The sequence below is a fragment of the Winogradskyella sp. genome (assembly GCF_013042245.1).
Taxonomy (GTDB): Bacteria; Bacteroidota; Bacteroidia; order Flavobacteriales; family Flavobacteriaceae; genus Winogradskyella.
Genome location: NZ_JABDQL010000105.1, coordinates 1 through 16,956 on the forward strand (window position 1 = coordinate 1; position 16,956 = coordinate 16,956).

The window sequence follows — 16,956 nt, forward strand, 5'->3', positions numbered from 1 at the left end:
ATTTACTATTTCCTGTCGCTCAAATAATTCGAGGCTTTTGAAGTATTCTGTGAAATTTTGTGGTATCATGACTTTCGTTTTTACTAAAATACAACTTATTTAAGTCATATTATAGAATATAGCCAAAACTTTTGGTTTTTCACCTTCTTTTAGAAGCATAATTTCGTTGTGATCTAAAAAATAAATTGGTGAGAATACTGCTGTGCTATTTGGAACACTTGGATGAGCTGGGAACATCATATTTCCACCACTTTGAACTAAAACCGTTCTTCCTACTAATCTCAATTTTCCATCAACAATTAATTCGACAAAGCCTAATTTAGTCTGTTTTTTGTTGAGATATACTGGAATATACTTTGCTTTCTTTGTTTTAGTAATTTTTTTACCATTCTCTTTTTCTTTATATTCAATCGTAAAGATTATATGGTCAACTTTGTCAGGCGTATATTTCGATTTCTTTCCTTTTTTATTGGCCCTAAATTTGACTTTCTCTTTTTTTAGATTAATAGTTTTACTCATCATTATTAAATTCGCTTCACCATTTAAAACAGTACCGTTTTTCAAATAAATATCCGCTTTAGTCCATCCGTATTGAGCAGATAATTGTAGAGGAAGAATTAAGATTAAAAGTATGTATATTCCTTTTTTCATAGTTAATTGTTTTATCATAGTACATTACACTAATTGCCTTATTACTAATAAGCGTAATGAAAAAAGCCCTCCAAAAGTCATGGGCATTCTCTAATTTGATTAGCCTTCTACAAAAACACCTATTCTCTTACGTAAAGTTTAAAGACTTTTTTGATAATATGGATGATTACATTAAAGAATATGAAAAAAATAAAGGAACACCAGAAGAAATAGCAGAACAACTAGCTATGGAGTACACCTAACGTAACAGGGGGCTTACTATTTTAAAATCCTAAAAAACAAACCATTTTACTGGGGTTGGAATACCTTTTTGTGCTACTTTTGAGTTTTATCGGACAACAATAATTTAAAATATAAAAGCATCCCAAGTTGAAGTGGGATGCTTTTTTATTTATATACTAACTCAAAAAGTACATAATAAAACAGTTTAGTGTTAAGATTAGTTTCTTGTCCAACCTGAGTTCCAAGAATCGTAATCAGCACCAGTACCATTACCAATATTACTAAAAAAATCGTCTGCATCAAAGGCAACATTAGTATCATTCTTAAGCGTTAATACAATATCATCAAATGTTATATCATTTACGCTAGTATCTCCAGCACTAAATCCATTTCCAGTTTCTTCATCATCTAAATCATAACCTTCTTCAAAACCTTCAATAAAAACATTATTAAAGATAGCACGAGTTCCTGCTCTTAAGCGTATGGCTTCGTTGCCATTACTGGATCCTAATCCATTAATAGTTAAGTTATTTATCGTTGGAGCACTCCAAAAAACTGGGTTCGAGTTGTTTCCTATATCCGTATTAAAACCGTCACCTTCTATACCTTTGTCATGAGATTGTCTATGTTCGATATATACATCAGTAAGAGTACCAGTAAAACCTTCTGTCCAATCTACAGAATCATCCTGAGCTCCAACTACGGATATATGAGAGGCATTAACTGTTCCTCCAAAGAATTCTACACCATCATCAGCGCCTTCAAATGCTTGTATAAAATCGATTGTTGTTCCGCTACCTACAGCATAAAAAGAGAATCCATTATTTTCTGATGCAGCATCTGCAGCACCTCCAGAATATTCAATACGGACATATCTTATAATTCCTGAATTATCGTTAGCAAGGCTTCCTCCATAAGGTAAACCTCCAATTTCTGATGTTGAACTTGCGTCACCACCAACTACAGAGTTTATAGGTGCACGACCTAAAACAATAAGTCCACCCCAATCACCAGGGTTTGGTGTTGCTGAGTCAGATGTAAATACAATAGGGTTAGAAGATGTACCTTCTGCGATAATTGTTCCGCCTTGTTGTATAGCAACATAAACATCAGAACCTGTTGTAGCTTTAACAACTACACCTGGCTCAATGGTAAGGGTCAATCCATCAGGGACAATAAGTCCACTTGTTAAGCTATATTCTGTTCCTGTAACAAGAGCAAGGTCTTCAGTAAGCGTTCCGCCTATAACTAAGTCCAAAGGATTTGTTGGGTTTAAACCTCCGTTTCCTTGATTAATCGTTACATCTGCAGTGTCATCTGCTGCACAACCAACAACTAAAAGTGTTGCGGCTGCCAATACACCTAAAAGAAATTTGTTTGTTTTCATTTTATTTGATTTTTTAATGTTCGTTTCTTAATTGTCTTTAAAATTTGTACTTAAATTGAATACTTGCGTTAATACCTCGTTTGTAGCTTGATAGTGCAAACTCAGAAAGATTTGAATTTATGCCTAAATCGTTAGCTAAAGTTGCATCAAAGGATACGTTTTCTCTGACACGTTCTATTGAAGGGTTTAATATATTTTTTACGCTTGCATTAACTTCGAAGTTCTTATTAATTGAGTTTTTCCAAACAAAGTCTAGAGTAGGAACTCCTTTTTCGATAATGTTTCCTAACTGACCAGAACCTAACGCATCAATTCGGTCTGAGAAATAAGAAAATATAAGGTTTGCAATAGGCTTATATTTACCAAAAGTTGGGCTGTAACTAACATCAGCATTTATAAGAACGGGAGATGCGCCTTGTAATTCATCAGAATCTCTATTAAAGTTGGTGTTAAAGGTTCCGGATACAGTCTTTAAATCCTGCGTTGTTGATGTGTATGTTATATTCATCCCAGCGGATAAAATACTTTCTTCTTCATTATTTTTAATAAGCCCTTTTCTTACTTCAAGCTCTATCCCAAAAACGTCAGCACGGTCACCTGTTCTAAAGAAACGTTGCGTGCCTGTAGCATCATTTGCAGAGACTAAGTTTACAGGGTCATTAATCGTTTTGTTAAAAAGAGCAATAGAAAATATTTCGTCACTATTAATAAACCATTCGTACTTTAAATCTAAATTGACAATGGTTGAAAACGCAGGGTCATTTAAAAGGTCTGGATTACCACCAATACGGTCAGTTACGTTTTCGTAAACAAAAGGTGCAACTTCTTTAAATTCTGGGTTTGAAACGGTTCTGCTGGCAGAAAAACGAAGATTTTGATTTTCTGTAAGAGCATACTTTACGTTTAAACTTGGAAGAAAAAAAGTTTCGCTGGCTTTGTTGCTACCTGGATTATTAAAAGAAAGATTAATTACATCGTAACTTATCTCTTGATTAAAGTGCTCTACTCGTAATCCAGGAACAAATGTCCATTTTTCACCAGATTTGTAAACAGCATCAGCATATAATGCGTGGACGTTAAGGTTACCTTGGTACGTGTTTTCTAATTGTCCAGGTAAGTTTTCTCTTCCTAAACCGTTTTCAGGGTCTAGAGGTCGAAATACACTTGTATTGTATAATACGCCTTGGTTTTCTGATGAGAAAAAAGCATTAAGATTATTAACATCTTCTATTTCTGTAAACGGATTGATAATATCGTAACCGTAACGTTGGTTATCGAAAGTACGTTCTTTCGTGCGACCATTGTATCCTAAATTAAACTTTAAATTCTCAGATTGCTTGTAGCTTAAATTAACACGCGCATTGAATTCACTGTCTTCAATATTCTGAAAATAACGTTGATTATCAAATTCAACATTTCTAAAGAAAATCGCATTTGTAGATGGGTCATTATCAAGCGTATTTTCAAAACGTTCAAGAGCAATACGTTTTCGGTCTGGTTGGCGAGCGAGTACTTTGTTGTAACCCAGACCGTAATCTAATTTCAATTTATCATTAAGATTGCTTGTACCTAGAATTTGATTTACAAAAATCATATCCTGTTCGAATTGTACGTTTTGAGTAAAGAATCCAAAATCATCATTATCGGCAATTGTGTTACGGTTGTATCCACGTCCATCGATACCAAAACGACCTACCTCGTCAGTAGCGTCATTGATAAATAATGAGTTGAATTTTATTTTATGGTCGCTATTAACTCGGTATACAATATTTGCCATTGCTGTTGTATTACGAGTAAACTCAAATTCTTCAGCATCTTGAAAGATTGTGTTTGCAGCTGCTGTTACGTTAGCAAACTGACCTCTTCTGTATTCAAAGCTACTACTAAAAGCAGCTGTAGTAAAAATACTTAAGCGAGACTCTTCACCAATTTCCCATGATTGGCCAGCACTGAAATTTCCTTCAACTCCTAAAGAACCATCAATACCTTGAGGATCTATACCGTGAGATAAAACAACAGCATATGGGTTATTTTGGTATCTATTATAAAAACCAAAATAGCCAGTACCTTCGCTCTTTACAAAGTTTTTACCAATGGCATTTGAGTTAAAGTTTGAACCTAAATTGACATCTAAGAAAAAATTTCCTGTATGTTCTTTAGCTACAATATCTACGTTTCCAGCCGCAAAATCTCCATAAAAATTAGCAGCGTATGTTTTACTTACACCTACGTTTTGTATAACATCTGAAGAAAAAAGATTAAGGTCCATATTCTTCTTTTCAATGTTATTAGCAGGTAATGTAAGACCATTGTATGTTGTGTTTAAATAGCGATCGCCAAGACCACGAACATAAACGTTACCTCCACCTTCTTGTTTTGAAATACCTGATATTTTAGTGACAGCTCCAGCTGCGTCACCAACACCTTTACGAGAAAGTTCTTGAGAGCCGATACTTTGTTTGATAGTGGTTGCCTTTTTTTGGTCTAAAAGCAATGCCGCTTCGGTTTCTCTTTTAGCGGTGGTTTTAATAACTATCTCATCTAAAGATGCTGCACTCGAACCTATAGAAACATCCAAGGTTTTAGTTTGTCCGCCGATAATTTCTACTTGACGCTCGATAGTTTCATAACCTATAAAACTGAAAACAAGCGTGTATGAGCCTGGACTTAAGTTTTCGATAATATACTTACCGTCAATATCGGAGGTGGTTCCTGTAGTAGTAGCTTTAATAATTACATTGGCAAAAGGCAAAGGTTCGTTATTAAAGTCTTTATCAGTCAATTTACCAGCGACAGAGCCAGTGTCTTGTGCTATAGCAATTGATGTAAAAAAAATTGAAAAAAGTATTAAAATATGTTTCATTAGTTTTTTATCTAATTTGATGGTGCAAAGAAACTCTATAAAAGCAGCTTGAAGGTTAATCAAAAATTAATGATTGGTAATAAAATGGTTAGCTAAAAGTTATCTTATGATTAAGGCAAAGCACAATTAGGAAACAATTTGGTAACATAAAAGTTGTTAGTAGATTTCTTATGGTATTACTTCAATTTATATATATTGCTTCTGCAAAATTATATGCTATGAATTGGGAACAATTACTTTCTCTAAAACGCTATGGCGACACTAACAAACGCTTGCGTAAAGAACAAGATGAAACTCGCTTGGGTTTTGAGGTAGATTATGACCGTATTATTTTTTCTTCAGAGTTTAGAAGTCTTCAAGATAAGACGCAAGTAGTGCCGTTATCTAAAACCGATTTTGTACACACACGATTAACACATAGTTTAGAGGTTAGTGTTGTTGGCCGTTCTCTTGGTAGACAAGTGGGTAGATTGCTCCTACAAAAATACCCACACTTGCAAAACATCCATGGATACCAAGCCAATGATTTCGGTGCTATAGTTGCCGCTGCAGCTTTGGCACATGATATTGGAAATCCGCCTTTTGGCCATTCTGGCGAGAAAACTATAGGAGCTTATTTTAAAGATGGTGCTGGCAAATCACTAAAAAGTGCTTTAACCGATAAGCAATACCAAGACTTATGTGATTTTGAAGGCAATGCTAACGGCTTTAAAATTTTAACCGAGAGCCGCATAGGACGTGAAGGAGGTTTACGATTAAGTTATGCCACCTTGGGTGCCTTTATGAAATACCCAAAAGCATCTTTACCAAAGAAGCCAACACTACATATTGCTGATAAAAAATATGGATTTTTTCAAAGTGAAGAAGATACGTTTATAGCTATTTCTGAGGAGTTGGGTCTAAACGTTAGAGATAAAGAAAACACGTCTTTTGCAAGACATCCATTGGCATTTTTAGTAGAAGCTGCCGATGATATTTGCTATACCATTATAGATTTTGAAGACGGAATCAACCTCGGTTTAATTGAAGAAGAATATGCTTTAGAATACCTTATTAAACTGGTAAAAAACACCATAAATACTGATAAGTACAGTGCTTTAAAAACTACCGAAGACCGTGTGAGTTATCTCAGAGCCTTAGCTATTGGAACACTTATTAATGAAGCTGTTTCTATTTTTATAGCTAATGAAGATAAAATTCTCTTGGGCGAATTTGATACAGGATTACTGGACGTTAGCAGTTATAAAGCACAAATTAAGGACATCATTAATATTAGTATTAAAAATGTGTATCAGTCTGAAGAAGTTGTCAATAAAGAAATAGCAGGTTACAGGGTATTGGATGGTTTATTGTCTACCTTCGTTACAGTTGCTAATAATGTTTACACTGGAAACCTTTCTGCTTATGACAAACTTGTCATTAAAGCCTTGCCAGAGACGGTGAGTTTATCAAATTCATCATTATATGAGAATATTATGGCTGTTTGTTTGTACATTTCTAAGTTATCAGATTCAAATGCCATGGCTTTATTTCATAGAATAAACGGAAATTCAATATAATTTAACTACTTGATAAATAGATAGTTGAAAAATAAATACGTATTTCATCGGTAAAATTTGTTTTTTAACGGTATTATTTGTTATTTTGAAGTGTTAGAACCCCAAATCTACCATGACTTATGAAAAATAATATACTTAGTCCCTTCGTGGTTTTTTTCGCAGTTGTTGCTTGTTTGCTTATTATTGATGATATGTCACATAACATAAGTAGTAAGAGTTCAGAATCTTTAGATGCACATAATCAATCCGAACAAGCCAATACAGATAATCTAGCGACTTTAGATTTTGAGACCAAGGATTAAATTATCTAGTTTTTTCTTTAAACTATCTTCGTCAATGTTATAAACTTTTTTCAGTTCGCTTACTGTACCGTGTTCTGCGAATTGATCTAAAATACCTAAAATCTCGATTTTAGTTTTGTAATCATTTGCGTTTGCAAACTCTAATAGAGCACTACCAAAACCACCAATAATAGTTCCATCTTCTATGCTAATGATTGCCTTATATTTTTTGAATAAAATGTTGAGTAAATCAACATCTAAGGGTTTTACGAAACGCATATCATAGTGACCTATAGTTTCTAATTCAGGATTGTTTTTAATAACATTTGAAACTGTATTTGCTGTCGTACCAACAGATAATATGGCTATATCTTTTCCTTCCTTAAGACAGGTGCCTTTTCCTATTTCAATAGTTTCAAAAGGAAGTTTCCATTTTAATAAAATATCACGTCCACGAGGATATCTTATAGCTATTGGAAAGTCAATTCCTTTTTGAACGGTATACATGATGTTACGAAGCTCAATTGCATTACAAGGTGCAAAAATCACCAAGTTAGGGATGCATCGTAAATAGGCTAAGTCAAAAACGCCATGATGTGTTGCGCCATCTTCACCGACTAAACCAGCACGATCTAAACAAAAAATCACAGGTAAATTCTGTATAGCTACGTCATGAATTATTTGGTCGTATGCACGCTGTAAAAAGGTAGAGTAAATATTACAGTATGGAATTAAACCTTGAGTTGCCATGCCAGCCGCTAATGTTACCGCATGCTGTTCAGCAATACCAACATCAAATGCACGTTCAGGGATTTCCTCCATCATGTATTTTAAGGAACTTCCTGTAGGCATTGCAGGAGTTATACCTACAATCCTTTCATTTTGTTTTGCTAATTCTACAATAGTTTGGCCAAATACATCTTGGAATTTAGGTGATTGTGTTACTATAGATTTAGTAATAAGCTCACCAGTTTTTGCATCGAATTTTCCTGGGGCATGATATTTTACTTGGTTTTCTTCGGCTTGTTTTAGACCTTTTCCTTTAGTTGTAATTACATGGAGAAACTTTGGGCCTTTTACAGATTTTAAGCGTTCCAATTCTACAATCAACTTCGGTAAATCATGACCATCAATAGGTCCAGAATAGTCAAAATTTAACGCTTCAAAAATGTTATCTTGCTTTTGAGTACCTTTTTTTACGTTGGTTAAGTATTGCTTAAGTGCACCTACACTTGGGTCTATACCAATGGCATTGTCGTTTAAAATCACCAACAAATTCGCATCTGTAACACCTGCATGATTTAAGCCTTCAAAAGCCATTCCGCTAGCTATAGAAGCATCACCAATTACGGCAATATGTTGTTTTTCTAAGTCACCACTCAATTTTGAGGCAATAGACATACCTAATGCTGCAGAAATAGATGTTGACGAATGACCAACACCAAAAGTATCGTATTCACTTTCATCACGTTTTGGGAAACCGCTTATGCCACCAAGCTGCCTATTAGTGTCAAAAACATCTTTTCTTCCTGTTAGAATTTTATGTCCATATGCTTGATGTCCAACATCCCAGATCAATAAATCTTTAGGTGTGTCAAATACATAGTGTAAAGCAATGGTTAATTCTATTACACCAAGACTAGCCCCTAAATGACCTTCTTTTGTAGCTACTATATTTATGATAAAGTTGCGTAACTCTTTGGCAAGTTGAGGTAAATCACCTTTTGATAATTGCCTTAGGTCTTTGGGGAGATTTATTTTATTAAGTAAGCTATTACTCATAAAGCAAAGCTACAATAATTGACTTTGATATTTTAATGTAAAGTCTTTTTCATTTTTTACTTTTACAACCATGATAAACCCATTCGACGACACCTATTTCATGAAGAAAGCACTTCAGGAAGCTGAAGCGGCTTATGACAAAGGAGAAATCCCAGTTGGAGCAGTGGTGGTCATTAACGATAAAATAATTGCACGCTCGCATAATTTAACCGAATTACTTAATGACGTTACAGCACATGCAGAGATGCAAGCCATAACATCTGCTGCTAATTTTTTAGGCGGAAAATATCTTCAAAATTGTACTTTATATGTAACATTAGAGCCTTGTCAAATGTGCGCTGGTGCTTTGTACTGGAGTCAGATTACTAAAATTGTATATGCTGCTAGTGATAAGCAGCGTGGTTTTAAAACTATGGGAACAAAATTGCACCCCAAAACTAAAGTGGTTAGCGGCATTTTAGAAAACGAAGCTTCAGAATTAATGAAGCGTTTTTTTATTGAGAAACGTAATTTAAATTAAATGCAAAAAAAACGCCCAACCTTTCGGTTGAGCGTTGAAACTTTTAAGATATATACTTAAAGTACTTCCACATTTGCAGCGACCATACCTTTTCTTCCTTCTTCTTCTGTATATTCTACTTGATCTCCTTCGCGAAGCTCTACTCCGTTAAGGTTTGATACGTGTACGAAGATGTCTTTTCCTGTTTCTTCGTTTGTAATGAATCCAAATCCTTTTGAATCATTGAAAAATTTAACTGTTCCAGTCATTGTAATATTATATAAAAATTAAAGCGCAAAGATAGTATATATATTAATGCCAATGTTAATAAAACGTTTTATTTTAAAATATTGATATTTAATGAGTTAAATTTAGTCTTATAAATCGATTAAAAGCCTATTAACATTGAGGTTTTATTGATGCTTTAGAAAGTGCTCGTATTTACTTTTTTTTTTGATTTTCTCGCATTCTGTCTAAACTTTCTTTGGTAATCATATAGTCTTTAAGGTCTTTGTCTTTCCACCGATAATACGAAAACAGAGGAAAAACAATAACGAAAAGACCAATGACTCCAAAACCAATAAGCTTTTTTGAGTACGAAACTTCTAAAAAATATCCGCAGAAAATGCTCGATATAGAGGCTGTAAAAGCAATTAGGGTTATGACTTTTAGGATTTTCATTTAATTTTAAAACAACTAAAAATTTACGATGTAAAATTAATCAATTCCTTTCGGTAAGCTGTAAGTAATTTAGATTTTGAAATAAATCCATAATACTTTTCATCTTTAATTACCGGAAGGTTCCATGCGCCAGAATCTTGAAATTTTTTCATAACTTTTTGCATGCTATCTTTTTCATAAACAATAAATTCTGGAGGACGATGCATAAAAGTTTCGACAGTTGTAGATTCGTACAGTGACTGGTCAAACATAACGGTACGTATATCATCTAATAGGATAATACCCATAAAATTCTGTTCAGAATCCGTAACTGGGAAAAGATTTCGACTAGATTTTGCTACACCATTTTTTAGCATATCGCCTAGCGTCATTTCAGGATTAAGTATAACAAAATTTTGCTCAATTACTGTTTCTAACTTCATTAATGTCAATACACTTTTATCTTTGTCTTGTGTTAGTAAAGCTCCTTTTTCTAGGAGCTCTTTGGTATATATAGTATGGTCTAAGGTATTTTTATTAATGATAAAAGCCATAGACGCTGTAATCATTAAGGGTACAAAAAGTTGATAACCACCCGTGATTTCTGCAATTAAAAAGATTGCGGTTAGCGGTGCGTGCAAAACCCCTGCAATTAATCCAGCCATACCAATAAGTGTAAAATTAGCTTCAGACACAGAAAAACCCAATCCGCAGTTGTTGATTACTTTAGCGACTAAATTTCCTAGGGAACTTCCCATAACCAAAGTAGGGATGATGATTCCGCCAGTACCACCAGCCGCAAAAGTCGTCGTCATGGCAATGGCTTTAAACACTGTTATTCCGAAAAGAAGACCAATGACAACCCAAATATTATCACTATAATTATCAAAAAGGGATGAACCTATAGCCTTAACATCATTACCAAGCATTAAATCATTGATAAAACCAAAGCCTTCCCCGTAAAGCGGAGGAATAAAATAGAGCATCACACCAATGGCTAATCCACCTATAAGAAGTTTTTGTCGTGCAGATTTAAATCGGTTGAATAGAGACGTAATCCAAAAATAGGTTTTAGTAAAATAGATTGAAGCTACACCTGTGCTAATACCTAATAAAATATAAAACAAAGTGTCTTTAATCTGAAATTTTTCTGAAACTGTAAAATCAAAAAGTACACTATCACCCAAAAAGAAATAGGAGGTAATTACTGATGATACCGAAGCAATTAAAAGTGGTAATAAAGAAGCAAAGGTTAAGTCTAAACTAAAGACTTCAATAGCAAAAATTATGGCGGCAATTGGCGATTTAAATATTGAAGCAATGGCGCCTGCTGAAGCGCAACCAATTAACAAACTTCGTGTTTTTCTATCGATATGAAGTAATTGCCCTAAACTAGAACTTATTGCCGAAGCCGAAGCAATAGCTGGTCCAAGTAAACCAACAGAACCTCCAAAGCCAACTGTTAATGGGGCTGTGATTAAGGGTAAATAGATTTTCTGCCTATTGATTAATCCATCTTTTTTTGAAAGGGAAAAAAGTATCGATGGAATAGCATGTTCACTTGGTTTTTTCGAAACATATTTTACAAACAAATACACGAGCAAAAGACCAATAACTGGTAAAATAAAATAGATACTATTTTCTGAAAGTATGATACCTTTTTCAAAAATAGCTTCAATCGTGAATGTTATGTTTTTTATAGTTACAGCAACTAAACCAGAAAGTAAACCAATAACCAAAGCTAATACGAACACAAAATTCTTTTCAGAAATATGTTTGTATCTCCAAACGAGCAAACGTCTAAAAAAGTTGGTTTTAGTTGGCATGTTAATATTTAGAGCTTATTTATTTCTTTTTTCAAAACTTCTAAATCTTCAAGATAAATCTGGCTCATCGTTTCTACATATGGACGTTGATTGAAATAACCATTATTAAAATCTTCTATTGCATCTTCAATAAGTTGTTTAGCTTCATCCGGTCTTGAATCTTTAAGGATTAGTGCCTTGTAGTATTTAGCGTCTGCAGATTGATTGCGATTGTATTTTAAAACTTTGTCAAAATCAATTAGTGCTTGTTCGGGTTTTCCACTTTCGATTAAAACAATACCACGATACAAAAAGCCTGTGACTTCAACAATATCTTCGCCCCATTCTTTAGTTTCTGTGTCTATAAATTTATTAAAATAGACTAATGAGTTTTTGTAATCTTTTAATCCTAAATAAGCAATACCGCGCCAGTAATCTACACTATGACCTTGTGGTGCATCAATAAAATCTGGTGTTAACGTGTCGCTCGCATCAAAATCTGTAATGGCTTTTTTATAATCTCTGTAAAACCATAAATACAAATAACCTCGCCAAGGAATCCGTTGAACCGAATCCAACAAAACTGCTTTGTTATATTGCGGTTTCCATTTGTGTGGTAAGCCGCGTTTTAAGTAGGCTACAGATAATTCATAAACGGCTTGCTGATATGTAGGGTCTATTTCTGTAGCACGTTTAATACCATTAATACTCATCATAGACCCTTGCGGATAATGAATTGCTCTATTATAAGTTGCTTCAGCTTTTTCTCTATCTGTTTGGCAAGAAAAGCAACATACAAATAGTAGTGTACTAAGGAATAATTTCAGTGATTTCTCCATTTTCAATTCGATATGACACATACATATATGCGTCTCTGTTTTTTTCTCTAATAACTGTTGATTTCCAACTAGTAGCTTCAGAAGTTAGTTTAAATAATTGATTCTTTAAATCCGTATTGAAAGGTTTTGGGTTTAAATCCAAATCGTTACTTTGAATAATAAATCGTCCTGTTTCTCCTTCACAATTAATAATGAAACGAATGTTGAGGTATCCTGAATCTGAATAATTTCGATTTTCAAAAGAAGATATTATATATTTTCTAAAGTTATTTTTTCCGTTAGGATATGGTAATTCTTGTGTATTATAATATTGTGCGATATAGTCTTCGTTACAGATTTTAAAACCATCATTTAATAAAGCTTCATCTGGATTAATATAATGTGACGAATGTGTAAAAGGTTCATTTTCTGGGATGAGACTTGTATTGAACATGTAATATCCATAAGCTATAAAACAAAGAATCGCAAAAACAATAATGCCCAAGGCTAAACCGATGACTTTCAAGACTCTTTTTCTTTTCATGTGTTTATGTGTATTGTTTTTTTAACGATACATGCTGTTCGCTATTAATCATTCCTTTGGGTGATAATATGTTTAGCATACGCGTTTCATATTTTAAATCTAATAAAAAATCCTGCGCTTGGCAGGATTTTATAGTTAGGCTTTTAAATTCAATTTCAAACTCAATTCTTTAAGTTGTGCTGTATCAATTGGTGCAGGAGCGTCAATCATAACATCACGCCCAGAATTATTTTTCGGAAACGCAATAAAATCTCTGATGGTTTCTTGACCACCTAAAATAGCGACCAATCTATCTAGGCCAAAGGCGATTCCTCCGTGTGGTGGCGCACCATATTCAAAAGCATCCATTAAAAATCCAAATTGTGCTCTTGCTTCTTCCTGAGAAAAGCCTAAATGTTTCAACATAATGGCTTGTGTTTCTTTATCGTGAATACGAATTGAACCACCACCAATTTCATTTCCATTTAGAACCAAATCGTAAGCATTGGCTTTTACCTCGCCTGGTTTTGTGTCTAATAACTCTAACTGACCAGGTTTTGGTGATGTAAATGGATGATGCATAGCGTGATAACGCTCTGTATCTTCATCCCACTCTAATAACGGAAAGTCCATAACCCAAAGTGGAGCAAATTCGTCTGGCTTACGTAAGCCTAAACGCTCTGCCAATTCCATACGTAAAGCGCTTAGTTGTGCTCTTACTTTATTAGTCTCGCCAGATAACACACAGATTAAATCGCCAGCTTTGGCACCAGTCACTTCAGCCCATTTGGCTAAATCCTCTTGGTCATAAAATTTATCCACTGAAGATTTAAAAGTGCCATCATCATTGACACGACAATACACCATACCAAGCGCACCAACTTGAGGACGCTTAACCCAGTTAATGAGTTTATCTATTTCTTTTCTGGTATAACTATTTCCGCCAGGAACAGCTATACCAACGACCAATTCAGCAGTATTAAAGACCTTAAATTCTTTATGTTGTGCAACCGCATTTAGCTCTCCAAACTCCATTCCAAAACGAATGTCTGGTTTATCGTTTCCGTATAAACGCATTGCATCATCATACAGTATTCTTGGAAATTTATCAACCTCGACACCATTAATTTCTTTTAGTAAATGACGCGTTAAACCTTCAAAGGTATTTAAAATGTCTTCCTGCTCTACAAATGCCATTTCACAGTCAATTTGTGTAAATTCTGGTTGTCTATCGGCACGTAAATCTTCATCACGAAAACACTTTACAATCTGAAAGTATTTATCCATGCCGCCAACCATAAGTAATTGCTTAAAGGTTTGAGGCGATTGCGGTAATGCATAAAATTGCCCTTCGTTCATACGAGAAGGCACCACAAAATCACGAGCACCTTCTGGAGTCGATTTTATTAAATAGGGTGTTTCTACCTCTATAAAATCTTCGTTAGATAGATAATTTCTAACGGCTTGCGCGACTTTATGTCTAAAGATTAAGCTGTCTTTTACTGGATTACGACGAATATCGAGATAACGGTACTTCATACGTAAATCATCGCCACCATCTGTTGTATCTTCAATAGTAAAAGGTGGCGTAATAGAGTCATTTAAAACGGTTAATTCTGAAACTAATACTTCAATAGCACCAGTTGGAATATTTGGGTTTTTAGAGGCACGTTCTTGTACTTTACCTTTAACTTGAATTACAAACTCGCGACCTAATTTTTGTGCTTTTTCTAAAACGTCTTTTGCGGTTTGCTCTGCATCAAAATATAATTGTGTAATGCCATAACGGTCACGTAAATCTACGTAAACCATAAACCCTTTATCTCTAACGCCTTGAACCCAGCCACTTAAGGCAACTTCTGTATTGCTATGCGAAGCTCTAAGCTCGCCGCATGTATGACTTCTGTACATATTGAAATATTAAGGGTGCAAATTTAATATTAATATATATAAAATCGTACTTATTAATGTCATAGCGAATAGTAAAAGATGCTTTTGTTGTAATTTCTTAAAATTTCTTAAAATATTTAGAATATTTTTTTAATTTCACAGTTATAATCAACTAAATATAAAGAAATGAGTAAAAAACTATTTTTTAAGTGGCTTTTGTTTTCATTTGTGTTTCTGCCAGCTGTTTTATTTGGACAAGCGGTGAAAGGAACAGTATCAGATGAAGCTACGGGCTTACCTGTTTCTGGGGCTACCGTATTAGTCAAAGGAACAACAAATGGGCAAAGTACCGATTTTGATGGGAAGTATTCCATCAATATTTCTGAATTCCCTGCCGTATTAGTGTTCTCCTATTTAGGTTACGAAACAAAGGAAGTAACTGTAAATTCTGCATCTACAGTAAATGTACAACTCGTAGAATCACAAGAGGCTTTAGATGAAATTGTGATTTCCGGATTAGGAACTTCTGTTAAGAGGGCGAATTCGGCGAATGCTATTGCAGTTGTCAAAGCAGAAGAGTTAGTTGGAAAAACTGCCCAACCAACATTAGACGGTGCACTTTATGGTAAAATTCCAGGAGCTAATTTAACAGCCTCATCTGGAGCACCAGGCGGCGGTTTTGCTCTTAGACTAAGGGGTATTACCTCTATTAATGGTAATAACCAACCGCTTTTTATTATTGATGGAGTTTATGTTAATAATGCAGAAATACCATCTGGACTTCGTTTTGCTTCAGGTGCCAATGCTGGTAACGAAGAAAATTCTGGAAATCGTTTAGCAGATTTAGATCCAAATGATATAGAGCGTGTTGAGGTACTAAAGGGTGCGGCTGCCTCAGTAATTTATGGACAGCGAGCAAGTGCCGGGGTTGTAGTGATTACGACTAAGCGTGGTAAATCTGGAAAAGCAAAAGTATCGTTCAGCCAAGATGTTGGTTTTAATACCATTATTAATAAATTAGGGATGCGCCCTTGGAATGCACAAAATGTAGAAGCGCAATTTGGTGCTGCTGAAGTCCCATTATTTAACCAAGCCATTGCTAATGGCGGACTTATTGATTATGAAGATGAGATTTATGGTGAAGAAGGCTTTATTACTGAAACGAAAGTAAATGTAAGTGGAGGAAATGAAAATACCAAGTATTATGTAGGTGCCTCTTACAGAGATGAAGAAGGTATTATTAAAAATACAGGATTCGATCGTTTTTCATTAAGAGCAAATGTAGACTTTAAAATTTCTGATGTTTTTGATGCTTCAGTGTCTTCAAATTATGTGAGATCAAACTCTAGCAGAAGTTTTACGGGAAATGAAAATGAAGGTGGTTTGAGTTATGGTTATACGCTAGCTTTTACAAGACCATGGATAAATTTATTTCCAGATGAAAATGGAAATTATCCAGACAATCCTAACTATTCAGGGAACCCAATTTTAGTAAGAGATTTAGCTGAGAATCTAGACCGAAATAACAGATTTATTCAAAGTGTTAAATTAACAGCTAATATTTTAGATACAGAAAAGGATAGATTAAAGGTTACATTCAGTGGAGGGTTGGATTACCTAGGTAATGACACTTTTGTTTATGTGCCTGAGATTCATCAAGCACAACGCGGTAATCAAAATGGTTTCATTGGTGTTGGAAAAAATAATTTCACCTTTTTTAATCATCAAATCGTAGCTGTTTGGAATCATGATGCTATGAATGGAGATTTAGCCTTTACAACACAAGGTGGTTTAATATATATAGAAAACCAAAGTGATTTTGTATTAACACAAGCTACACAATTAATTCCAGGTCAAACAACATTAGGACAAGGAGCAGCACAGCAGATTAGCAGGGCAAACGCATCATAATTTGAGTATTTTTAGCATATATTGATTATTGATAGCCGCTTTTAGTCTTCTGCTTTTAATACCCACTTTAGCTTTGATATCTTTTTTAAGAAGATTTAAAGCGAT

Annotated in this window: 15 protein-coding genes; 5 read left to right on the forward strand and 10 right to left on the reverse strand. The window is 34.4% G+C overall.

Annotated features, from left to right (window positions below; all coding sequences use genetic code 11):
* Positions 1-99: 99 nt before the first annotated feature.
* Positions 100-651, reverse strand: a complete 552-nt coding sequence (locus HKP48_RS08360; protein ID WP_296344765.1) for a hypothetical protein — start codon at positions 649-651, stop codon at positions 100-102.
* A gap of 56 nt (positions 652-707) precedes the next feature.
* On the opposite strand from HKP48_RS08360, the gene HKP48_RS08365 reads away from it, so the two are divergent.
* Positions 708-893: a hypothetical protein gene (locus tag HKP48_RS08365; RefSeq protein ID WP_296344767.1), complete on the forward strand. Its 186-nt coding sequence runs from the start codon at positions 708-710 to the stop codon at positions 891-893.
* A gap of 197 nt (positions 894-1,090) precedes the next feature.
* Here the strand turns inward: HKP48_RS08365 and HKP48_RS08370 are convergent, their stop codons facing one another.
* Together HKP48_RS08370 and HKP48_RS08375 are read right to left on the reverse strand one after the other, a co-directional pair.
* A complete protein-coding gene (locus HKP48_RS08370) occupies positions 1,091-2,260 on the reverse strand; it encodes a multidrug transporter (protein WP_296344769.1) in 1,170 nt (389 codons plus the stop codon).
* A 37-nt stretch (positions 2,261-2,297) separates the two neighbouring features.
* Positions 2,298-5,123 carry a TonB-dependent receptor gene (locus HKP48_RS08375; protein WP_296344771.1) on the reverse strand — a complete coding sequence of 942 codons (2,826 nt, stop codon included), beginning with the start codon at positions 5,121-5,123 and terminating at the stop codon, positions 2,298-2,300.
* Between the two features lie 218 nt (positions 5,124-5,341).
* Here HKP48_RS08375 and HKP48_RS08380 point away from each other — a divergent pair, with 218 nt between their 5' ends.
* Together HKP48_RS08380 and HKP48_RS08385 are read left to right on the forward strand one after the other, a co-directional pair.
* Entirely contained in the window at positions 5,342-6,682 is a 1,341-nt protein-coding gene (locus HKP48_RS08380; RefSeq protein ID WP_296344773.1) for a deoxyguanosinetriphosphate triphosphohydrolase, read from the forward strand.
* Positions 6,683-6,801: 119 nt separating this feature from the next.
* Positions 6,802-6,984 (forward strand): hypothetical protein, encoded by a 183-nt coding sequence (locus HKP48_RS08385; RefSeq protein WP_296344774.1) that lies wholly within the window; start codon positions 6,802-6,804, stop codon positions 6,982-6,984.
* On the opposite strand, the gene HKP48_RS08390 is transcribed toward HKP48_RS08385, so the two are convergent.
* The gene (locus HKP48_RS08390; protein WP_296344776.1) at positions 6,961-8,745 is read right to left on the reverse strand and encodes a 1-deoxy-D-xylulose-5-phosphate synthase; all 1,785 of its coding nucleotides are present in this window, start codon (positions 8,743-8,745) and stop codon (positions 6,961-6,963) included. The two genes, HKP48_RS08385 and HKP48_RS08390, sit on opposite strands and share 24 nt — an antisense overlap.
* A 70-nt stretch (positions 8,746-8,815) precedes the next feature.
* Between HKP48_RS08390 and HKP48_RS08395 the strand changes: the two genes are divergently transcribed.
* Positions 8,816-9,265 carry a nucleoside deaminase gene (locus HKP48_RS08395; RefSeq protein ID WP_296344778.1) on the forward strand — a complete coding sequence of 150 codons (450 nt, stop codon included), beginning with the start codon at positions 8,816-8,818 and terminating at the stop codon, positions 9,263-9,265.
* A 56-nt stretch (positions 9,266-9,321) separates the two neighbouring features.
* On the opposite strand, the gene HKP48_RS08400 is transcribed toward HKP48_RS08395, so the two are convergent.
* From HKP48_RS08400 to aspS, 6 genes are all read right to left on the reverse strand, one after another.
* Entirely contained in the window at positions 9,322-9,513 is a 192-nt protein-coding gene (locus HKP48_RS08400; protein ID WP_173302025.1) for a cold shock domain-containing protein, read from the reverse strand.
* A gap of 172 nt (positions 9,514-9,685) precedes the next feature.
* A complete protein-coding gene (locus HKP48_RS08405; protein ID WP_296344783.1) occupies positions 9,686-9,925 on the reverse strand; it encodes a hypothetical protein in 240 nt (79 codons plus the stop codon).
* A 23-nt stretch (positions 9,926-9,948) separates the two neighbouring features.
* Positions 9,949-11,730: a chloride channel protein gene (locus tag HKP48_RS08410; RefSeq protein WP_296344785.1), complete on the reverse strand. Its 1,782-nt coding sequence runs from the start codon at positions 11,728-11,730 to the stop codon at positions 9,949-9,951.
* Between the two features lie 8 nt (positions 11,731-11,738).
* Positions 11,739-12,548 carry a hypothetical protein gene (locus HKP48_RS08415; protein WP_296344787.1) on the reverse strand — a complete coding sequence of 270 codons (810 nt, stop codon included), beginning with the start codon at positions 12,546-12,548 and terminating at the stop codon, positions 11,739-11,741.
* Positions 12,520-13,071 carry a hypothetical protein gene (locus tag HKP48_RS08420; protein WP_296344789.1) on the reverse strand — a complete coding sequence of 184 codons (552 nt, stop codon included), beginning with the start codon at positions 13,069-13,071 and terminating at the stop codon, positions 12,520-12,522. The genes HKP48_RS08415 and HKP48_RS08420 overlap by 29 nt, the downstream gene beginning before the upstream one ends.
* 135 nt (positions 13,072-13,206) lie before the next feature.
* A complete protein-coding gene (gene aspS, locus HKP48_RS08425; protein WP_296344791.1) occupies positions 13,207-14,961 on the reverse strand; it encodes an aspartate--tRNA ligase in 1,755 nt (584 codons plus the stop codon).
* A 165-nt stretch (positions 14,962-15,126) separates the two neighbouring features.
* Between aspS and HKP48_RS08430 the strand changes: the two genes are divergently transcribed.
* Positions 15,127-16,851, forward strand: coding sequence for a carboxypeptidase-like regulatory domain-containing protein (locus HKP48_RS08430; protein WP_296344793.1), 1,725 nt, complete (start codon positions 15,127-15,129; stop codon positions 16,849-16,851).
* Positions 16,852-16,956: the final 105 nt, after the last annotated feature.